This is a genomic window from Amycolatopsis sp. SID8362 (genome assembly GCF_010550475.1).
Taxonomy (GTDB): Bacteria; Actinomycetota; Actinomycetes; order Mycobacteriales; family Pseudonocardiaceae; genus Amycolatopsis; species Amycolatopsis eburnea.
In genome coordinates this window covers 1-17,775 of record NZ_JAAGNB010001462.1, presented here as the reverse complement: position 1 = coordinate 17,775, position 17,775 = coordinate 1, and the positions used below count along the sequence as shown (strand labels likewise).

15 protein-coding genes and 2 pseudogenes are annotated in these 17,775 nt (G+C 70.7%); 12 read left to right on the top strand and 5 right to left on the bottom strand.

Annotated elements, in window-relative coordinates:
• The 6 genes and pseudogenes from G3I65_RS44905 to mdlC form a co-directional block, all read left to right on the top strand.
• Positions 1 to 466: pseudogene (locus tag G3I65_RS44905) on the top strand (histidine kinase); the annotation flags it as partial.
• Positions 467 to 478: 12 nt separating this feature from the next.
• Complete coding sequence (locus G3I65_RS44900) at positions 479 to 1,156, top strand: copper homeostasis protein CutC (protein WP_160701504.1); 678 nt, start codon at positions 479 to 481, stop codon at positions 1,154 to 1,156.
• Between the two features lie 416 nt (positions 1,157 to 1,572).
• Positions 1,573 to 1,785: a hypothetical protein gene (locus G3I65_RS44895; protein WP_160701503.1), complete on the top strand. Its 213-nt coding sequence runs from the start codon at positions 1,573 to 1,575 to the stop codon at positions 1,783 to 1,785.
• 44 nt (positions 1,786 to 1,829) lie between these two features.
• The gene (locus tag G3I65_RS44890; RefSeq protein ID WP_160701502.1) at positions 1,830 to 2,792 is read left to right on the top strand and encodes a hypothetical protein; all 963 of its coding nucleotides are present in this window, start codon (positions 1,830 to 1,832) and stop codon (positions 2,790 to 2,792) included.
• A 141-nt stretch (positions 2,793 to 2,933) separates the two neighbouring features.
• Complete coding sequence (locus G3I65_RS44885) at positions 2,934 to 4,583, top strand: protease pro-enzyme activation domain-containing protein (protein ID WP_160701501.1); 1,650 nt, start codon at positions 2,934 to 2,936, stop codon at positions 4,581 to 4,583.
• Positions 4,584 to 4,665: 82 nt separating this feature from the next.
• Positions 4,666 to 6,252, top strand: coding sequence for a benzoylformate decarboxylase (mdlC, locus tag G3I65_RS44880; RefSeq protein ID WP_160701500.1), 1,587 nt, complete (start codon positions 4,666 to 4,668; stop codon positions 6,250 to 6,252).
• A 3-nt stretch (positions 6,253 to 6,255) separates the two neighbouring features.
• Here the strand turns inward: mdlC and G3I65_RS44875 are convergent, their stop codons facing one another.
• The 5 genes from G3I65_RS44875 to G3I65_RS44855 all read right to left on the bottom strand — a co-directional run bounded on the left by G3I65_RS44875 (position 6,256) and on the right by G3I65_RS44855 (position 10,800).
• The gene (locus G3I65_RS44875) at positions 6,256 to 7,200 is read right to left on the bottom strand and encodes an ABC transporter substrate-binding protein (protein WP_160701499.1); all 945 of its coding nucleotides are present in this window, start codon (positions 7,198 to 7,200) and stop codon (positions 6,256 to 6,258) included.
• A gap of 18 nt (positions 7,201 to 7,218) precedes the next feature.
• Positions 7,219 to 8,079 (bottom strand): ABC transporter ATP-binding protein, encoded by an 861-nt coding sequence (locus tag G3I65_RS44870; RefSeq protein ID WP_160701498.1) that lies wholly within the window; start codon positions 8,077 to 8,079, stop codon positions 7,219 to 7,221.
• Between the two features lie 20 nt (positions 8,080 to 8,099).
• Positions 8,100 to 8,933, bottom strand: coding sequence for an ABC transporter permease (locus G3I65_RS44865; RefSeq protein WP_160701497.1), 834 nt, complete (start codon positions 8,931 to 8,933; stop codon positions 8,100 to 8,102).
• Positions 8,930 to 9,700: an ABC transporter permease gene (locus G3I65_RS44860; RefSeq protein ID WP_160701496.1), complete on the bottom strand. Its 771-nt coding sequence runs from the start codon at positions 9,698 to 9,700 to the stop codon at positions 8,930 to 8,932. The genes G3I65_RS44865 and G3I65_RS44860 overlap by 4 nt, the downstream gene beginning before the upstream one ends.
• Positions 9,701 to 9,792: 92 nt before the next feature.
• Positions 9,793 to 10,800: an ABC transporter substrate-binding protein gene (locus G3I65_RS44855; protein WP_163046858.1), complete on the bottom strand. Its 1,008-nt coding sequence runs from the start codon at positions 10,798 to 10,800 to the stop codon at positions 9,793 to 9,795.
• A 716-nt stretch (positions 10,801 to 11,516) separates the two neighbouring features.
• Between G3I65_RS44855 and G3I65_RS44850 the strand changes: the two genes are divergently transcribed.
• The 6 genes and pseudogenes from G3I65_RS44850 to G3I65_RS44825 form a co-directional block, all read left to right on the top strand.
• On the top strand, positions 11,517 to 14,678 hold the full coding sequence (locus G3I65_RS44850; protein WP_160701505.1) for a nitrate- and nitrite sensing domain-containing protein: 3,162 nt from the start codon (positions 11,517 to 11,519) through the stop codon (positions 14,676 to 14,678).
• A 20-nt stretch (positions 14,679 to 14,698) separates the two neighbouring features.
• A complete protein-coding gene (locus tag G3I65_RS44845) occupies positions 14,699 to 15,160 on the top strand; it encodes a roadblock/LC7 domain-containing protein (protein ID WP_003085376.1) in 462 nt (153 codons plus the stop codon).
• Between the two features lie 25 nt (positions 15,161 to 15,185).
• Positions 15,186 to 15,968 carry a DUF742 domain-containing protein gene (locus tag G3I65_RS44840; RefSeq protein ID WP_160701494.1) on the top strand — a complete coding sequence of 261 codons (783 nt, stop codon included), beginning with the start codon at positions 15,186 to 15,188 and terminating at the stop codon, positions 15,966 to 15,968.
• On the top strand, positions 15,949 to 16,557 hold the full coding sequence (locus G3I65_RS44835) for an ATP/GTP-binding protein (RefSeq protein WP_086861435.1): 609 nt from the start codon (positions 15,949 to 15,951) through the stop codon (positions 16,555 to 16,557). Before G3I65_RS44840 ends, G3I65_RS44835 begins: the two co-directional genes overlap by 20 nt.
• A 402-nt stretch (positions 16,558 to 16,959) precedes the next feature.
• Positions 16,960 to 17,376 carry a roadblock/LC7 domain-containing protein gene (locus tag G3I65_RS44830; protein ID WP_072476021.1) on the top strand — a complete coding sequence of 139 codons (417 nt, stop codon included), beginning with the start codon at positions 16,960 to 16,962 and terminating at the stop codon, positions 17,374 to 17,376.
• A 6-nt stretch (positions 17,377 to 17,382) separates the two neighbouring features.
• Positions 17,383 to 17,775 (top strand): annotated as a pseudogene (locus G3I65_RS44825) (hypothetical protein); the annotation flags it as partial.

Here is a 17,775-nt window from a genome sequence, read left to right as displayed (position 1 = left end):
ACAGCCGCGCCGCCCGGCGGAACCCCTCCCGGTCGCCGAAGAACCGCGTCCGGCCGCCCCGGAGCCCCGCCACGCCCTCGCCGCCGCACCCCCGCCCCCGCCACCCCCGGCACTTTCACGTGAAAGTGCCGCTTTGCCGCGCAGAGCGGAGCTTTCACGTGAAAGTGCCGCCGGGAACCCGGACGACGAGGACACCGAACCGCGGCTGCGGCCGGTGTCGCCGCCGGCCGCGATCGAGCCCGAGTACGAGTGGCCGACCCCGGCCGAGCTGGAACAGGAAGACGGCGCGGAGGACACGTGGCCGTTCCTGCAGACCGGCGACGTGGCCGCCGGGCCGGGAGCGGTGCCGGAACAGCGGCCGATACTCTCACTTTCCCCGGAAGCGGTGCGCGAGCGGATGACGAGCCTTCAAGGCGGCTTCCGGCGAGGGCGGCACGCGAGGGGAGACGACACCCGGAACCAGTGAACGGATTGAGGCATGAGCTCGAAGACGCCCCTGCTGGAAGTGATCGCGCTGGACGCGGCGGACGCCGAAGGCGCGCAGGCGGGCGGGGCCGACCGCCTCGAACTGGTCGCTGACATGGCGCAGGACGGCTTGACGCCGTCGGTCGAGACGCTCCGGGTCGTCCTGTCCGCGACCGACCTCCCGGTCCGGGTGATGCTGCGGGACAACGGTTCCTTCGCCGTCGGCGACCTCGAAGGGCTGCGTGCGGACACCGCCCGGCTGATCGACGTGGGCGCGCGCGAGTTCGTCTTCGGCTTCCTCAACATCGACAGCGAGATCGACGTCGACGCCTGCGAAGCGCTGCTCAAGGAGATCGACGGCCTGCCGTGGACGTTCCACCGCGCCATCGACCGGACGCGCGACCCGTTGCGCGCGTACGACCAGCTGGCCGCGCTCGGCTGCGACACGGTCCTCGCCGCCGGCCACCCGAACGGCGTCGCGAGCGGGCTTTCCGTGCTGCAGCGGCTGGCGCAGCGGGAGAGCGGGCCGGAACTGCTCGTGGGCGGCGGTTTGCGGGCGCAGCAGGTGCACCTGTTGCGCGCGGGCGGGGTGCGCGGGTTCCATGTCGGGAGCGCCGTGCGGCCGGGCGGGTGGCAGGCGCCGGTGGCCGCCGAAACCGTGCGCCAGTGGGTGGATCTCGTCAAATCCTGATCCACTGCGAAACCCGCACGCGTGCCGCGGTTCCGTCCGGGAATCCGCAGCCGGTCATACCAGTATTCGATTTCCTTGAATCGGCGTAATGAAATTGCATTCGGTTCCTGCGAATGCCGCTTCGTCGTCGGTCGTGCAGCTGCACGTGCAGTAACCCGGTTCGCCTGCTTGGGGGCTGAAGTCGTGGCAGGTGCTGGCTATCGTGAGCGAGAAGCCTGCCCGGGCGGTGCCAAGAATTGTTCGGCCAACACAGGAGGCGGCGCTGTGAGCGCGCGTATTCGGTTCGCGGTCAATTCAATGAGAAGCCATCAAGAAACCAGGATGTCGACCATCCGGTGGATTTCCGCCGCCCGGGAGCGGCTGATTCAACGCGACTACCGCTCGAGCGTGTCCGGAACGGGCCGGAAGGCCGAATCGTGACCGGCGCGCTGCCGCGGCAGCGCGGCACCGAAACCTCCGAAGACGAGTTCGCCCGACTGGGGCTCGGCGGCTCGCTCGCCCTCACCGGCCTCCTGGCCGCTGTCAAGATCGCGGAAACCGCCACCGGCGTGGTGTTGACCGCCACCGGGGTGCTACCCGGTGCCAACACCCCGAAGGAGAAGGCACCGGCCTGGCCCGGCGGGGAATGACCAGGGGGCTGCCCGCGGCGGCTCTCTTCGGACGGAGGGCCACCATGACCGGCAGCGACGGGCAGGAAGACCTCCGCGGAACCCGTGTGGGGATCGCCGACGTGCGGCGGTTGGAAGACACGGTCGCGGAGCTGCGGGCGCTCGACTACCGCTACGGCGGCGGCGCCTGCAGAGCGGCCGTCGAAGCGCGGCTCCCGGCCGCCGTCGCGCTGCTGGACGGCGTGACCAAGACCGTGGTGCTGGCCCGGCTGTGCACCGCCGTCGCCGACCTCTACAACCTCGCCGGCTGGACCAACTTCGACCAGGACCGCCCGGCCGCCGCGCTGGCCGCGTTCCGGCGGGCGCTGGAGCTCGCCGGGCAGGCGGGCAACGACGACCTCCAGGCCAACATCCACTACCGCACCGGGCGGCTGCACCTGCACTACGGCGCGGTCGACGCGGCGCTGACGGAGTTCGAGCGGGGCCGGGACGCGGCGCTGCTGGCGCACTGCAAGCTCGCGCAGGCGATCCTGTCGGCCAACCAGGCCTGGGCCTACGCCAAGAAGGCCGACGTCAGCGGCGCGCTGACCTACCTGCGCCGCGCCCGCGAGGAGTTCGCCGAAGCCGCCGACCGCGAGCCCTCGCCGTGGGCGGAGTTCTTCGGTCCCACCGACCTCGCGGCGATGATCGGCACGGTGCACGCGGAACTGGCGCAGGTGGTGGACATCCGGCACGGCCGGGACGGGATCCCCGCGCTCACCGAGGCGATCGCCGGGTACGGCCGGGGGATGACCCGCAGCCGGTCGCTGACGCTGATCTGGCTGGCGACGGTGCACGCGCTGGACGGCGACCTCGACGTCGCCTCGGCCGTCGGGGAGGAGGCGATCGAGCTGGCGGCCGCGTTGCGGTCGCCGCGGACCCGGCAGCGGCTGCACTCGCTCGCCACGGCCGCCCGGCGCTTTTCCGGCAATGCGGACGCCCAGGATATCGCCGACCGGGTCGACGTTCTCCGGCATTCCGGACAATAATCGAATGGTAAACCATTCGCAAAATGCGAACGGCAACCGAAAGTAGGTTCCTGACGCAATAGCGGCTTCTTATGCTTCTCGGCAACCTGCGGCGTGCATTCCGCGCAGGCCCGGTCCCCACCGCCGAGAGGAAATTCCCCCATGCGCTTGCGCAAGCTCGTCGCGGCCGCTGTGCCGTTGCCTGCGTTGCTCGGCCTCGCCGTGGCCGTCCCGGCCGCCGCGGCGCCGGAACCCCTGGTCACACTGGCCGACAACGCGGCTCCGCTGATCAACAGCGTCCGCACCGGTGACGTCGCGCCGGACCGGCCGATCACCGCGGCGCTCTCGCTGAAACTGCACGACCAGCAGGCACTGGAAAAGTTCCTCGCCGACGTGCAGAACCCCGCTTCACCGCAATACCACCGGTTTCTGACCCCGGCGCAGTTCAATGCCCGGTTCGGTCCGACGCAGGCCGACGTCGACAAGGCCGTCTCATTCCTCGGGAAAGCGGGCGCCACCGGGATCGAGGTTTCCGGGAACCGGCAGGCCGTCACGTTCACCGGGTCGGCGGCGCGGCTCGAATCGGCGTTCCGCACCCGGATCGGGACCTACCACGACCAGGTCTCCGGTCGCGACTTCTTCGCCAACGACGCCGCGCCCGCCGTCCCCGCCGGCGTCTCGGACGTCGTGAGCGGGGTCGTCGGCCTCGACGACCACGCGGTGCGCACGCACTCGTCGAAGGCCGCGGTCAAGCCCAACGCCGTCAAGGCCGTGACCCCGCCGGTGCTCAAGACCGCCTACGGCACCAGCGGTCTCTCGGCGACCGGCAGCGGCGTCAAGGTCGGGTTCGTCGAGTTCGACGGCTACCAGAAGGCCAACATCACCAAGTACGACAGCACTTACGGCCTCTCGGCGGGCTCGGTCACCACGGTGCCGGTCAGCGGCGCGAACTACGACTCCTCGCCGGGCGACGGCCAGATCGAGGTCGAACTCGACATCGAGGTCGTGCACGCGCTGGCGGCCGCCGCGAGCGACTACGTCTACGAAGCGCCGAACTCCAGCGCCGGCGAACTCGCGATGTACCAGAAGATCGCGTCCGACCACACGGTCAACGTCGTCTCGATCTCCTGGGGCGCCTGCGAATCCGCCGAGGGTTCGAGCGCGGCCAAGAGCGTCAGCAGCGCGATCGCGACGGGCACCGCGGAGGGCATCTCGTACTTCGCGGCCGCGGGCGACGACGGCACGACCGACTGCTACCGCCAGACCGGTTCGACGGCGAAGGCGGTGGACTTCCCGGCGTCGAGCCCGAACGTCACCGGCGTCGGCGGCACGCAGCTGACGGTCACGTCCTCGAACACCTACAGCAGCGAGACGGCCTGGAACGACGGCGCGTCGAGCGGCTCGACCGGCGGCGGCATCTCGACGGTCTTCACGGCGCCGTCGTGGCAGTCCTCGCAGAGCACGACCTACCGCAAGGTGCCGGACGTCTCGGCGGACGCGGCGAGCGGCTCGGGCTACTCCATCTACACCGCGGGCGCGTGGCAAACGGTGTGGGGCACGTCGGGCGCGGCGCCGCTGTGGGCGGCCTTCGCGACGCTGCAGAACCAGGTCCACGGCGGTGGCCTGGGCAACCTGAACCCGAAGTTCTACTCGATCGGCAACGGCTCGTCCTACGCCACCGGCTTCCACGACGTGACGACGGGCAACAACTCCCTGCACGGCACCACCGGCTTCACCGCCGGCACGAAGTACGACCAGGTGACCGGCTGGGGCTCGTTCAAGGGCTCCGGGCTCTCGGGCCTGATCGGCTGACTGCCTGCCGGTCACGGGGCCGCGGTCCCGTGACCGGCATTCGGGGGATTTTCTTCGCAACGCTAAGCGTTAGCCTGGGGGCATGATCAAGCGCACGGTGCTGGACGCCACCAGGGAACTGCTCCGCGAACTGGGCCTCACGACGGTGTTCGGCAACCCCGGCACCACCGAGGTCCCCTTCCTCACCGACTGGCCGGACGACTTCGACTACGTCCTCGGCCTCCAGGAATCCGCCGTCGTCGCGATGGCCGACGCCTACGCGCAGGCCACGCGCCAGGCCGTGCTGGTCAACCTGCACTCCGCGGGCGGCGTCGGGCACGGGCTCGGCAGCCTCTTCAACGCCTACCGCAACCGGACGCCGCTGATCATCGTGGCCGGCCAGCAGAACCGCGCGCTCCTGCCGCACGACCCCTTCCTCGGCGCGATGGAAGCACCCGAGTTCCCGAAGCCGTACGTCAAGTGGTCGATCGAGCCCGCCACCGCCGAGGACGTCCCCGCCGCGCTGGCGCGGGCCTACCACGTCGCGACGCAGGCGCCGTCCGGCCCGGTCTTCGTGTCCGTCCCCGCCGACGACTGGACCGCCACGACCGAGCGGCCCATCGTCTCCCGGCCGCGCATCCGGGGTTTCGCACCGGATCCCGAGTCCGTCGACGAGCTGGTGGCCGCGCTCGAAGCGGCGCAGCGGCCCGCGATCGTCGTCGGGGGAGCCGTCGACCAGGACGGCGCGGTCGTCGAGACCGTCGCCCTCGCCGAACGGCTCAACGCCGCCGTGTACGTCGCGCCGATGTCGTTCCGGTGCTCGTTCCCCGAAGACCACGCGCTGTTCCAGGGCTTCCTGGACCCCGAACGCGGCGCCGTCTCGGACAAGCTCTCGGGGCACGACCTCGTCCTGGTGCTCGGCGCGCCGGCGTTCACCTACCACGTCGACCGCGGGCGCGGGGAAGCTCCGCTGCCGCCGCTGTTCATCCTCAGCGACGACGAGCAGATCCTCGCGCGCGCCTTCGAAGGCACCGGCATCCGCGCCACGCCGAAGCTCGGCATCCGCGCGCTGCTCAACGTCGTCGACCGCAGCGGCAGGCCCGCGCCGGCCCCGCTGGAGCGTCCCGCGAAGCCCGGCGACGAGAAGCTCACCGCCGAATACGTCTACTCGACGCTGTCGGAGTTGTTGCCGGACAACGCGATCGTCGTCGAGGAGACGCCGAGCCACCGCGGCATCCTGCACGACCACCTGCCGATCACGGCCACGGACACGGGCTTCCTGACGATGGCCAGCGGCACCCTCGGCTACGGCGTCCCGGGCGCGGTCGGCGCGGCGCTCGCCCGCCCGGACCGCCCGGTCGTGGGTGTCGTCGGCGACGGCTCCAGCATGTACGGCATCCAGGCACTGTGGACGGCCGCGCGCCAGGAACTCCCGGTGACGATCCTGATCATGGACAACACGGAGTACGCGGCGGTCCGCATCCTCGGCGAGACGATCGGCGGCGCGAAGCTCCCGGGCACCGAACTCGGCGGCATCGACTTCGCGGCGCTGGCGGCGAGCATGGGTTGTCACGGCGTGACGATCACCGAGCCGAACGGTCTGGTCCCAGGCTTGACGGCGGCGCTGGCCGACCCGCGCCCGACCCTGGTGCACGTCAAGGTCGCGCCGTCGGACCGGACGCTGTACTGACCGCTAGCGCACCACCATCGCCGCGACGTCCACCGGGTTGGTCAGGACGCCCGTCTTCAGCAGCAGGTCCGGGACCCGCTGCAGCCGGCGGGCGTCCAAAGTGGACTGCAGGGTCAGCAGCCCGGTGCTCGCCGCGGTGGCCGCGTCGATCTTGGCGTACTTCACCATCAGCGGCTCGATCTTCTTCCGGTCCGCCGCCGCGTCCCGGGTCGCCGCCGCCATGGCGCGCTGGAACGCCGCCACGACGCGCGGGGAAGCCGCGGTGAACGAGCCCAGTGCGCCGTAGCCCGCGGTCGGGAAGTCCACTGTGGAGCCCGTGCCGGTGTCGGCCACCAGCACCGCGCCCGCCGAGCGCGCGGCCTGCGTGATGAACGGCTCGGTCAGGAAGCCCGCGTCGATGTCGCCGTTCTTCAGCGCCGCCACGGTGTTCGGCAGGGGTAGCGGGACCCACTTGACGCCCGTGGCGTCGACGTGGTGGTCGGCCAGCACGGACTTCGTCAGCGTGTCGGCGATCGTGTTCGGCGCCGAGATGCCGATCCGCTTGCCCGCCAGGTCGGTCACGGAACGGATGCCGGACGCGGGCAGCGCCACCACGCCCGTCGAGCGCGGGCCCGCCGACGACGCGTCGGCCACCAGCCGGATGTCCGCCGTTCCCTTGCTGCGCGCGACGAAGAACGGCGTGTAGCTCGAATACGCGATGTCCGCTTCGCCGCTGACCAGCTTGGTCAGCGACGCCTGCCCGGTCGCGGCCTCGGTCGTCGAGACGTCCAGGCCTTCGCGCTCGAAGTACCCGCCGTCCTTCGCCAGCCAGAACGGGGCCGTGTCGATGGTCGACATCATCGACACGCGCAGCTTGTCCCGGGTCGCGGGAGGCGGCGAGGAGCCGCTCAGCGCCGAACAACCCGCCAGCAGCAACGCCAGCAGTCCGGCCAGTACCGCCCTCGCCATGGTTCCCCCCGTGGTTCGTCAGCTCCCGGTCTTGGTCTCCGTCACGTCCTTGGCGTGCTCGGCCAGGTCCCATTCCGCGGCGTCCGACGCGGCCGTGGCAGCCTCGGCCGGAGTGCCGCCGTGCAGCAGCCGGGCCACTTCACCGCGCAGCGTCACGAACTCCGCCGACTCGCGCGTGGTGATCTGGTCGCGCTCGGCGGGCAGGCCGACCGGCAGGTCCGCCACGATCGACGCCGGCGACTTCGACAGCACCAGCACCCGGTCGGACAGGTAGACGCTCTCGTCGATGTCGTGCGTGACGACGAGGATCGTGCTGCCCTGCTCGCGCTGCACGCGCCGGGTCAGGTCCTCGAGCTCGAACCGCGTCTGGGCGTCGACCGACGCGAACGGCTCGTCCATCAGCAGCAGCGCCGGGCGGCTGGCCAGCGCGCGGGCGATCGACACCCGCTGCTGCATGCCGCCGGAGAGCTGCCACGGGTACTTGCCGCCGACCGCGGACAGGCCGACCTGCTCCAGCGCCTCGGCCGCGCGCTTCCGCCGTTCGGCCTTCGAGATCGGCCGCCACCGCAGCGGGAATTCGACGTTCTTCTGCACCGAAAGCCACGGGAACAGCGAACGGCTGTAGTCCTGGAACACGACGGCGAGGTCGTCCGGCACGCCGTCGACGCGGTCGCCGTGCAGGCTGACCGTGCCCTCGGTCGGCGGGGTCAGGCCGGCGACGCAGCGCAGCAGCGTCGACTTCCCGCAGCCCGACGGGCCGACGATGCTGGCCAGCTGCCCGGCTTCGACGGTGAACGACAGCTCGTTCACCGCGGTGTGCGCCTTGGCGCCGGTGCCGTACCGGTGACTGAGGCCGGAAACTTCGAGCATGGTGGACATGGGGAGAGGCCTTTCCAGCGTCAGTCGCGGCCGAGACGGGTCGGCTGCCAGGCCAGCACCCGCCGTTCCGCGACCAGGAAGATCGTGTTGAAGACGTAGCCGAGGATGCCGAGCAGCACCAGCCAGGACCACATGATGGCGAAGTCGAAGTCCTGCTGGGCGTTGAGCAGCGCCCGGCCGATCCCGTTGTACGCGCCGACCAGTTCGGAGACGACCATCAGCAGCAGCGAGATCGACAGGCTGACCCGCAGGCCGGCGAAGATCTTCGGGGCCGCGGCAGGCAGGACGACCAGGCCGACCCAGTACCGGCGGGGCGTGCGGAAGGACCGCGCCGTCTCCACCTTCACCTGGTCGACCGAGCGGACGCCGTCGACCGCGTTGAGCAGCACCGGCCACACCGCGCCGAAGATGATCGACCCGATCTGCATGCCCGAGCTCAGCCCGAAGAGCACCGCGAAGACCGGGATCAGCGTGGGCGGCGGGATCGAGCGGAAGAACGCGAACAGCGGGCCGACGTAGTCCATCGCCGTGTCGGACCGGCCGACCAGCACCCCGAGCGCGACGCCGACGACGGCGGCCAGTCCCCAGCCGCCGAGCATCCGGCCGAGGCTGGGGAAGACGTTGTCGAAGACGGCGTCGGTGAGGAAGAGCTGCGACGCGGGACCGGTGAACCACAGCTTCGCGGCGGTGGTCGCGATCTCCGTCGGCGGCGGGAAGAACTTGCTGCCGCCCGCGCGGGCGGCGAACTCCCAGCCGACGACGAGGATCGCGAAGAGCAGCCAGTTGCGGACGACGGCGGCGGCGCCGCGGGCGGCCCGGCGGCCCACCCGCCCGGAAAGAGTTGCCGCGGTCACGCGATCGCCTCCCGGTCGACGCTGCTCCAGCGGAACAGCCGCTTGCCCAGTTGCTCGAGCCCTTCGTTGATGAGGTAGCCCAGCACCCCCGCGACCACGGTACCGGCGAGCACCAGGTCGAACCGGGCCGAACCGCTGCTGGCGATCAGGATGAAGCTGCCGAGCCCGACCTGGGAGCCGGCCAGGAACTCCACGCTGACGACGGCGATCAGCGAGATGGTCGCCGACAGCCGGAGGCCGGTGAAGACGAACGGCGCGGTCTGCGGCAGCGCGACCGAAGTCAGGATGCGGAACCGGCTGGTCCCGCACGCCCGCGCGGTCTCCATCAGCACCGGGTCGATCTCGCCCATGCCGTAGATGGTGTTGAACATGATCGGCCACAGCGACGCGTACACCGCGAGGGTGATCTTCGCGTCGGGGCCGGAGCCGATCACCAGCAGCACCAGCGGCACGAGCGCGGTGACCGGGATCGGGCGGAGGAATTCGACGATCGCGGCGGTGGCGGTGCGCAGCACCGGGACGCTGCCGAGCAGCAAGCCGGCGGGTACGCCGATGGCGATGGCGATCGCGATGGCGATCAGCCAGGCCAGCATCGTCGCGATGATGTCGCGGATGAATTCGGGGTCGCCCAGCAGGTCGCCGACGGTGACCAGGACGACGCTCGGCGGCGGGGTGAACGTCTTACTGACCAGGCCGACCTGGACGACGACCTCCCAGAGCAGGAGGAAGCCGACCAGGCCGGCCAGGCCGCGGAGCAGTTTTTTCACGTCAGAACCTTATTTTGGTTAGGCCGGCGCGACGGACCGTCAGGTGCGATCCTGCGGTGACCTTCGCGCCGGCCGACGGCGGAATAAGGTTCTTAGCTGGTCGCCTGCGGGGCGATCATCGGCGCGGCGTCGACCTTGCTCGTGATGACGCCCATCTGCAGCAGCAGGTCGGGCACCCGCTGCAGGCGACGGGCGTCCAGGGTGGAGCCGTAACCCGGCAGGGTGAGCAGCTTGGCCGTGTCCTCGTCGATCTTCGCGTACTTGACCAGCAGCGGTTCGACCTTCGAGCGGTCGTTGAGCGCGTCGCTGGTGGCCTTCTTCATGGCGCGCTGGAAGGCCGCGAGGGTCTTCGGGTTCGACTGGACCCACTTCGTCGTCGAGCCGTAGCCGGTCAGCGGGAAGTCCTGGCTGGCGCCGGTGTTGATGTCGATGACCGGGGTCGCCCCGACGGTCTTCGCCGACTGCGAAAGCATCGGCTCCGGCATGTAGGCCGCGTCCACCTGGTTGTCCTTCAGCGCCGCCGCCATGTTCGGCAGCGGGACCAGGGTCCACTTGACCGTGCTGAAGTCGACGCCGTGGTCCTTCATGACGGACTTGGTGAGGATGTCCGACGCGGTGTTCATCGCCGTGATCGCGATTCGCTTGCCGGCCAGGTCGTTGACCGTCTTCACGTTGGAGGTCGGCACGGTCACGATCGCGTTGCTCTTCGCGTTGACCGACGTGGCGTCGGCGACCAGCGAGATGTCCGCGGCGCCCTTGCTCTTCGCGACGAAGAACGGCGTGTACGTCGAGAGCGCGATGTCGGCCTCGCCGTTGAGCGCCTTCGTCATCGACTCCTGGCCGCTCTTGGCGACGATCTGCTCGACGTCGAGGCCCTCGGCCTTGAAGTACCCCCCGTCCAAGGCCAGCCAGAACGGCGCGAGGTCCGTCGTCGGCATGATCGAGACCTTGATCTTCGACTTCTCCAGGCCGCCCCCGTTCGACGAGGCGTTCGAGTCGTCCGAGCCGAGGGCGCTGCAGCCCGTGAGGGCTGTCGCCGCCGCGACGGTGAGGGCGAGCCCGAGCGCGGCGCGGCGAGTGCGAACCCGGCCACTGCTCATGGCGTTTCCAAGCAAGGCCTGCTCCTTGGGTGAAAAAAGTGACGGTTGATGGACCGAATCCCGGGGAAGTACGTAACTCATTCTCGGGAGTACGCGGCCACTGTAGAGAACGTGACAGGTTGCTCACAACGGGTGGGATCAATACCCGAGAGGGTGGCGCACGTCACTCTTTTGGCCTCTGGTCTAGACCCACTGCTCCACTCGCCGTAAGCGTTCACCCAGCGTAGGGCCTAGATCCTGAATAAGGGATGTCCAGCTGTGTGCCGACTGAGCGAACGCTGTGCAACATCGAGCGCGTCCTGTCGGGAGGGTTACATCTTCCCCGGCCGTTCGCTACCCTCTGCACCTGCGGGGAGGTATCAACCTCCGATGTAGTGAGAGAGAGTGCCTGGATGGCCGATCAAGTCGATCCCCGGTTTACCAGGGCACGCTGTGCTTTTCCTGAGAGATTCGTCCCCGTAGAGGCCACTGCCTGGCCGGGCAAAGCCGCCGCGCCGGTGGGCTAGGCCGAACCAACAGACCGATGCGAGACCAGCGCAGGGACCCGACCGTGATGCTCGAGCTGAACCGATTCCGTCCAGTCGGACGGGGTTCAGGAACACCCACCGAAGACGATCTTTTCACCCGTACGGGTAGCGTCTCGCGCTGGGCTCGTTCCGACCTGCCGCTGCGCTTGAGCGCCGGGAGCGTGCAGACGAGTGGCTGACGAGAACGCGATGCGCCCGGGTGGGCGCTGGACCGACCAAGGTTTCACGAGCACGAACGACGATGGTGGTGCGGCGGTGCCGAACGAAGACGCCGCGGGGGTAGGAGGGGCCCCCGCGCAGTCGCCCGGAGAGAGTCCGGGCCGGAAGGCCGGGTTCTTCTCCGGCATGCGCGACTGGCGGCTGCGCTCCAAGCTGGCCGCGGTCCTGATCATCCCGACGTTGACCGCGGCGGTGCTGGGGGCACTGCGCGTGGTCGATGACGCCAGGGAAGCGGCGGAGTTCCAGCGCACGGCCGACCAGGTGGCGTTCGCCGTCAAGGTCACGACGGTGGTCCACGAGCTGCAGAACGAGCGCTCGCTGGCCGTCGCCCGGATCGCGTCCGGCAACTCGCTCCTGCAGACCGGCCTCGACTCGCAGATCGCCAAGGTCGACCGCGAGGTCGCGGACCTGCGCTCGGCCGCGTCGACGCTCAACTACGACGACCAGGCGACCAAGGACCGCTACACCCGCGGTATCCAGCGCCTCGACGCCCTGCGCCCGCTGCGCGCCGCGTTCAACGCGCAGAACGGCCTGCCCGACATCACGGTGATGACGGCCTACTCGGGCATCCTCGACTCGCTCATCGAACTCGGCCGCGAGGTGACCACCGCGGTCACCGACCGGGACGTGCTGCGGTTGGGCACGAGCACCCAGGCGATCAGCGAGGCCAAGGAGTTCACCACCCGCTCCGACGCCGAGCTGCAGATCGCCGCGTTCCGCGGGAGCTTCCCCGGCGACCTCCTGGACCAGACGCGCGCGTCGGCCTCCAGTGCGGACGCCTCGGTCCAGGCGTTCCTCGCGAACGCCGACGACGACCAGCGCCAGCTCTACAACGACACCTACTCCGGCCCGGAGGTCGACGACCGCCGCCGGATCCAGACCGCGGCGTTCGCCTTCGCCCAGCTGGACCAGGCGCCGAACATCGACACCACGGCGCTCGGCAAGGACAGCACCGTGTCGGCGGACAAGCTGCATGCGGTCGAGTCGAACCTGCTGGCCCAGCTCAAGACCCGCGCGGACGACCTCGCCACGGCGGCGGTCAACTCGGCGTGGGTCGGCGGTGCCGTGGTGCTCGCCGCGCTGGCCGCCGCGATCGCGCTGATGCTCATCGTCGCCCGCCTGATGCTGCGCCCGCTGCGGGTGCTGCGCCGGAGCGCGCTGGACGTCGCCTACACCCGGCTGCCCGAAACCGTGCAGGCGATCCTCGACGACCCGGACCCGGTCGGCGCCTCCAAGAAGGCCGTCCAGCCGGTGCCCGTCACCTCCCGCGACGAGATCGGCGAGGTCGCGCGGTCGTTCGACATCGTCCACGAACAGGCCGTCAAGATGGCCGCCGAGCAGGCCCTCCTGCGCGAGAACGTCAACGGCATCTTCGTGAACCTCTCCCGGCGGTCGCAGCGGCTGGTGGAACGCCAGCTCGGCGTCATCGACCGCCTCGAGGCCGACGAGCAGGACCCGGACCACTTGGCGAGCCTGTTCGAGCTCGACCACCTGGCCACCCGGCTGCGGCGCAACGGTGAGTCCCTGCTGGTGCTCTCCGGCGCCGGCCTGGCGAAGTCCGTGCCCAAGCCGGTGCCCGCCGCCGACGTCATCGGCGCCGCGGTGTCCGAGATCGAGCAGTACGCCCGGATCGAGGTCGGCATCGTGCCCGACGTCGCGGTCCAGGGCCTCGCGATCCACGACCTCGTGCACGTCCTCGCGGAGCTGCTCGACAACGCGACCTACTTCTCCGAGCCGGAGACGAAGGTCATCGTCCGGGCCGTGGTGACCCGCCGGAAGGCGCTCGCCATCCAGGTCACCGACCACGGTGTCGGCATGAGCGACGAGCGGCTGGCCGAGGTCAACGCGCGCCTGGCCGAGCCGCCGGACCTGGACGTGTCGGTGACCCGGCGAATGGGTCTGTACGTGGTCTCGCGCCTGGCCAAGCGCCACGGCATCGAGGTCCGGCTGCGCGAGAACGAGGACATCGAGGGTGGCGTGATCGCCCGCGTCGTCGTCCCGGCGGAGCTGCTGACCCACCTGCGCCCCGGCATGTCGCGGCAGACCCCGCCGCCGCCCGGCCGGTCCGAGACGTCGATGTCGCTGCCGAGCATCCCGATCCCGGCCGCGCGTTCGGACTTCGACCAGACGCAGGCGTTCAAGCCGAACCCGCCTTCGACGCCGACCCCGGCGCCGCCGCCACCCCCGGCCCCGCCGGCGCACGAGCCGGTGGCGAACCAGGGCGGGCTGGTCCCGCTGGACCAGCCGATCAGCCTGGACGACCTGGTCAGCGGTGGCCGCGCGGCGGGCCCGTTCCTGTCGCCCGAGCTGCCCAAGCCCGACGTCCCGGCGTGGCCGACCGCGGAGGACCTGGCGCCGCTGACGCCGTCGTCGAACGGCGACGGGGCCAGCTCGCGGGCGGGCGACACCCAGTTCGCGCCGCTGGTGCTGCCCAAGCGCGAGCCGAAGTTCGTCCCGCCGGAGGAACCGCCCCCGGCGCCGCCACCCGCGGCGGAGGTCGGTTCGTCGGCGCTCGAGGACGATGTACCCACCCGGCGGCTGCCCATCTACCAGTCGGTGCTGTCACGCTGGTTCAGTGAGGGCGACGACGCGGCTGCCGACCCGGTGCCGCCGCAGAGCGACCAGGGCGACCAGGGCCGGCCGGGCCACCGGAGCGCGCAGGACGAGGTCGAGGACCCGAACCTGCCGCCCCTCACCGGCCGCGACGAACCCGCCCCGGAACCCGTGGACGAGCTGCAGCCGACGGCGGCCACCCGGCACCCGCTGCTCCCGCCCGACGACGGCTGGCACAGCGCCTCCGACGACGGCTGGCAGGCGGCGCAGTCGCTGCTCGAGTCCAAGAACGAGGAGATCACCACGGCCGGGCTGCCCAAGCGCATCCCGAACGCCTACCTGGTGCCCGGTTCGATCGGCGGTTCGAGCTCGACGCCCGACGCGCCGGCCCAGAACAACTTCGCGGATGCCACCGCGGGCATGCCCGGAACGGGTGCGATCACCCGCTCGGCGTCCGCGGCGCGGAACCGGATGGCAAGCTTCCAACGTGGGTACACCTCGGGGCGCCATGCGCTGAAGGAGCGACCGGGCGACGAGGTTCCGGTGAGTGGCAACACCACAGACAGCAGTGAGGAGTGAAAGTGACACGGGCGGGTGCAATGCAGCCGGGTGGCTCCGCGCAGCCGAACGGCCAGGCGCATGCCAAGGCGAACAATGCCGGCAGCTTCGCTTGGCTGATCACGGATTTCGTGCACCGGGTGCCCGGCGCGGCCCACGCGGTCGTGGTGTCGGCCGACGGCCTGCTCCTCGCGGCCTCGCGAGGGCTGCCGAAGGACCGGGCGGACCAGCTGGCCGCGGTGGCGTCGGGGCTGACCAGCCTCGCGCGCGGCGCGGCCAAGGTGTTCGAGGGCGGCACGGTGGCGCAGACGGTGGTCGAGATGGCCAACGGCTTCCTCTTCCTCATGTCGGTTTCCGACGGTTCGTGTCTGGCGGTGCTGGGATCGCCGGAGAGTGACATCGGCCTGGTCGTCTACGAGATGACCCTGCTGGTGGAGCGGGTCGGCCAGCAGCTGACTCCGGAGATGCGGGCGCAACTGCAGGGCGCGGCCGTCCGCCGCTGAGGACCTGGGAACCGAGGAGAGAGCCGTGGACGACGGGCGCTTGAGGGGTGATGGCCGGCTCGGTGACGACTTCTCCGGTGGTTGGTCCGAGCAGGGCGACGACGGCCGGGAGGACTGGCAGTCGTTCCGGGACCGCGTCGACCGCGAATGGCGGGCGAGGCGGGTGCAGGCGTCCGACAGCGACCCCGTGCGGGAGCCGCCGAACTGGCTGACGGACAGCAACGCCGGGCAGGAACCGATCCGGCCGATCGCGGGCGGCACCGAGTACCGCGACCGGCTGCTCGGCGGGCCGGGCGCGGAGCTGTTCGGCGGTTCGAGCGGGCCGCTGTACGACGCGCAGGAGTTCGCCGCGTACAGCACCGAGCGGGACTTCGGGGCGGGCGGACCGGATTCCGGTGAGTTCGCCGCGGCGCTGCCGCAGCAGGCCCACCAGGAGTTCGTCGACGCGCCGCCGCCGACGGAGATGGAGACGTCCGGGCTGGTCCGGCCGTACTTCCGGACCCGCGGGCGGACGAAGGCGACGCTCGACCTCGCCATCGAGGCGTTGATCTCGACCAGCGAACAAGGCCGGATGCTCGACCGGGTCCGGGTGCCCGAGCACCGGTCGATCTGCGACCTGTGCGTCGACACCCGGTCGGTGGCCGAGGTGGCGGCGCTGCTGCGCCTGCCGCTCGGCGTGGTGCGGGTGTTGATTGGTGACGTGGCGGGCCTCGGGCTGGTGCTGGTGCACTCCAGCAGCCCGACCGTGGGTGACCGCCCGAGTATCGAGTTCATGGAAAGGGTGCTCAGTGGGCTTCGGAGAATTTGACTCCGACGCGAACGCGCCGCAGGTGACGGGTCCGACCTCGTCGGCCAAGATCGTGGTCGCCGGCGGGTTCGGTTCGGGGAAGACAACGTTGGTCGGGGCGATCTCCGAGATCGACCCGCTGACCACCGAGGCCATGATGACCGAGGCGAGCGTCGGGCACGACGACACTTCGGCCACGCCCAACAAGACCACCACCACCGTGGCGATGGACTTCGGGCGCATCTCGCTGGACTCGGACCTCGTGCTGTACGTCTTCGGCACGCCGGGTCAGCACCGGTTCTGGTTCATGTGGGACGACCTCGCGGTCGGCGCCATCGGCGCGGTCGTGCTGGTGGACACGCGGCGCCTCGCCGACGCGTTCCCCTCGATCGACTTCTTCGAGAACCGGAAGCTGCCCTACGTCGTGGCGATCAACTGCTTCGACCGGCTGCTGCACCACCAGATCGAGGACGTCCGGCACGCGCTGACCATCGCGCCGTCGGTCCCGATCATGGCGTGCGACGCGCGCGAGCGCGACTCCGCCAAGCAGGTGCTGATCTCCGTCGTCCAGCACGCGATCGCGCACGATTCGGCGTTGCGCGCGGGATAGCGGATGATCTCCCGAACCGGATGCGGCCGTTGGAGTGAACTCCGCGTGCTTCACCCACTTCGGGGAGTGGTGCTGCCGTCCGGAGCAGTGGCCGGCGTCGCCGGTCCGCGCCGGCCGGCGGCGAGGCCACGGGTCCTGACCGGCGGCACACCGGCTGACCTGCGCCGACACCTCGCGGTGGCGGTGCGGGACCGGCGTCGCCGGCTGTCGCCCGGAAGCGTGACCCCGTCCGGGTCGGCGCGGAGCGCGGCCACGCGCACACGTAGGGTGCGCAGCGGCCGGCCCGTGGTGGACTCGACACCACGGGCGGTGCGAATACGCTTTACCGTGGCGTTGTCGACCGGCCGTGCCGGACGCTCCGGGGTGCGGCGCGCGATGCCGCACGAGCAAGGAGGGGCAGTAGTGACGGCTTCCGGCCAGGGCACATTCGGCTGGCTCATCACGGACTTCGTGCGCCGGGTACCGGGCGCGGCGCACGCCGTCCTGGTGTCCGCGGACGGGCTGCTCCTGGCGCCGTCGGAAGGGCTGCCGCAGGAGCGCGCCGAGCAGCTGTCCGCCGTGGCGTCCGGGCTGATCAGCCTGACGCAGGGCGCCGCGCGCTGCTTCGAGGCGGGCGGGGTCAACCAGACCGTGGTGGAGATGGAGCGCGGCTACTTGTTCTTGATGTCCGTTTCGGACGGGTCCTCGCTGGCGGTGCTGGCCGCCCCGACGTGCGACATCGGCACGGTCGCCTACGAGATGACCCTGCTCGTCGAGCGCGTCGGCCAGCAGATCACCCCCGAGCTGCGCGCGCAGCTCCAGGGCGGCGTGCGTGGGTAGGACGAGATGAGGATTTCGGGATTCGACGATCCGGACTCCAGCGGCTGGGACGCACTGCACCGCGGCACCGAGCGCGAGGGTTTCGATTCGCCCAGCAAGTTCGACATGTCGACGCTGTCGATGATCATGCCCAAGCGCAAGCCGTCGCGGCCGCAGCCGGACCCGCAGGGCTACACCGACGAGGACACCCGCGAGTGGGGCTCGTCGGCGGCCGACGAGGAGTACACCGGCGGCCACCGGCGCCACGACGACTACGCGGACGCGCAGGCCACCCACTACGCCGAAGACGACTACGACCCGGCCGAGCCCGAGTGGCAGGACGGCGAGGTCTACGAGCCGGAGCCGCCGGCACTGGAACCGGCCTGGACCCCGCCGCGGGGTGCCCGGCCGCCCGCGCCG

Coding starts and splice junctions, on each gene's coding strand:
- G3I65_RS44845 (WP_003085376.1), top strand. CDS start 14,699: ATGCAGCCGGGTGGCTCCGCGCAGCCGAACGGCCAGGCGCATGCCAAG.
- mdlC (WP_160701500.1), top strand. CDS start 4,666: ATGATCAAGCGCACGGTGCTGGACGCCACCAGGGAACTGCTCCGCGAA.
- G3I65_RS44900 (WP_160701504.1), top strand. CDS start 479: ATGAGCTCGAAGACGCCCCTGCTGGAAGTGATCGCGCTGGACGCGGCG.
- G3I65_RS44850 (WP_160701505.1), top strand. CDS start 11,517: ATGCGCCCGGGTGGGCGCTGGACCGACCAAGGTTTCACGAGCACGAAC.
- G3I65_RS44890 (WP_160701502.1), top strand. CDS start 1,830: ATGACCGGCAGCGACGGGCAGGAAGACCTCCGCGGAACCCGTGTGGGG.
- G3I65_RS44870 (WP_160701498.1), bottom strand. CDS start 8,079: ATGTCCACCATGCTCGAAGTTTCCGGCCTCAGTCACCGGTACGGCACC.
- G3I65_RS44885 (WP_160701501.1), top strand. CDS start 2,934: ATGCGCTTGCGCAAGCTCGTCGCGGCCGCTGTGCCGTTGCCTGCGTTG.
- G3I65_RS44855 (WP_163046858.1), bottom strand. CDS start 10,800: ATGAGCAGTGGCCGGGTTCGCACTCGCCGCGCCGCGCTCGGGCTCGCC.
- G3I65_RS44875 (WP_160701499.1), bottom strand. CDS start 7,200: ATGGCGAGGGCGGTACTGGCCGGACTGCTGGCGTTGCTGCTGGCGGGT.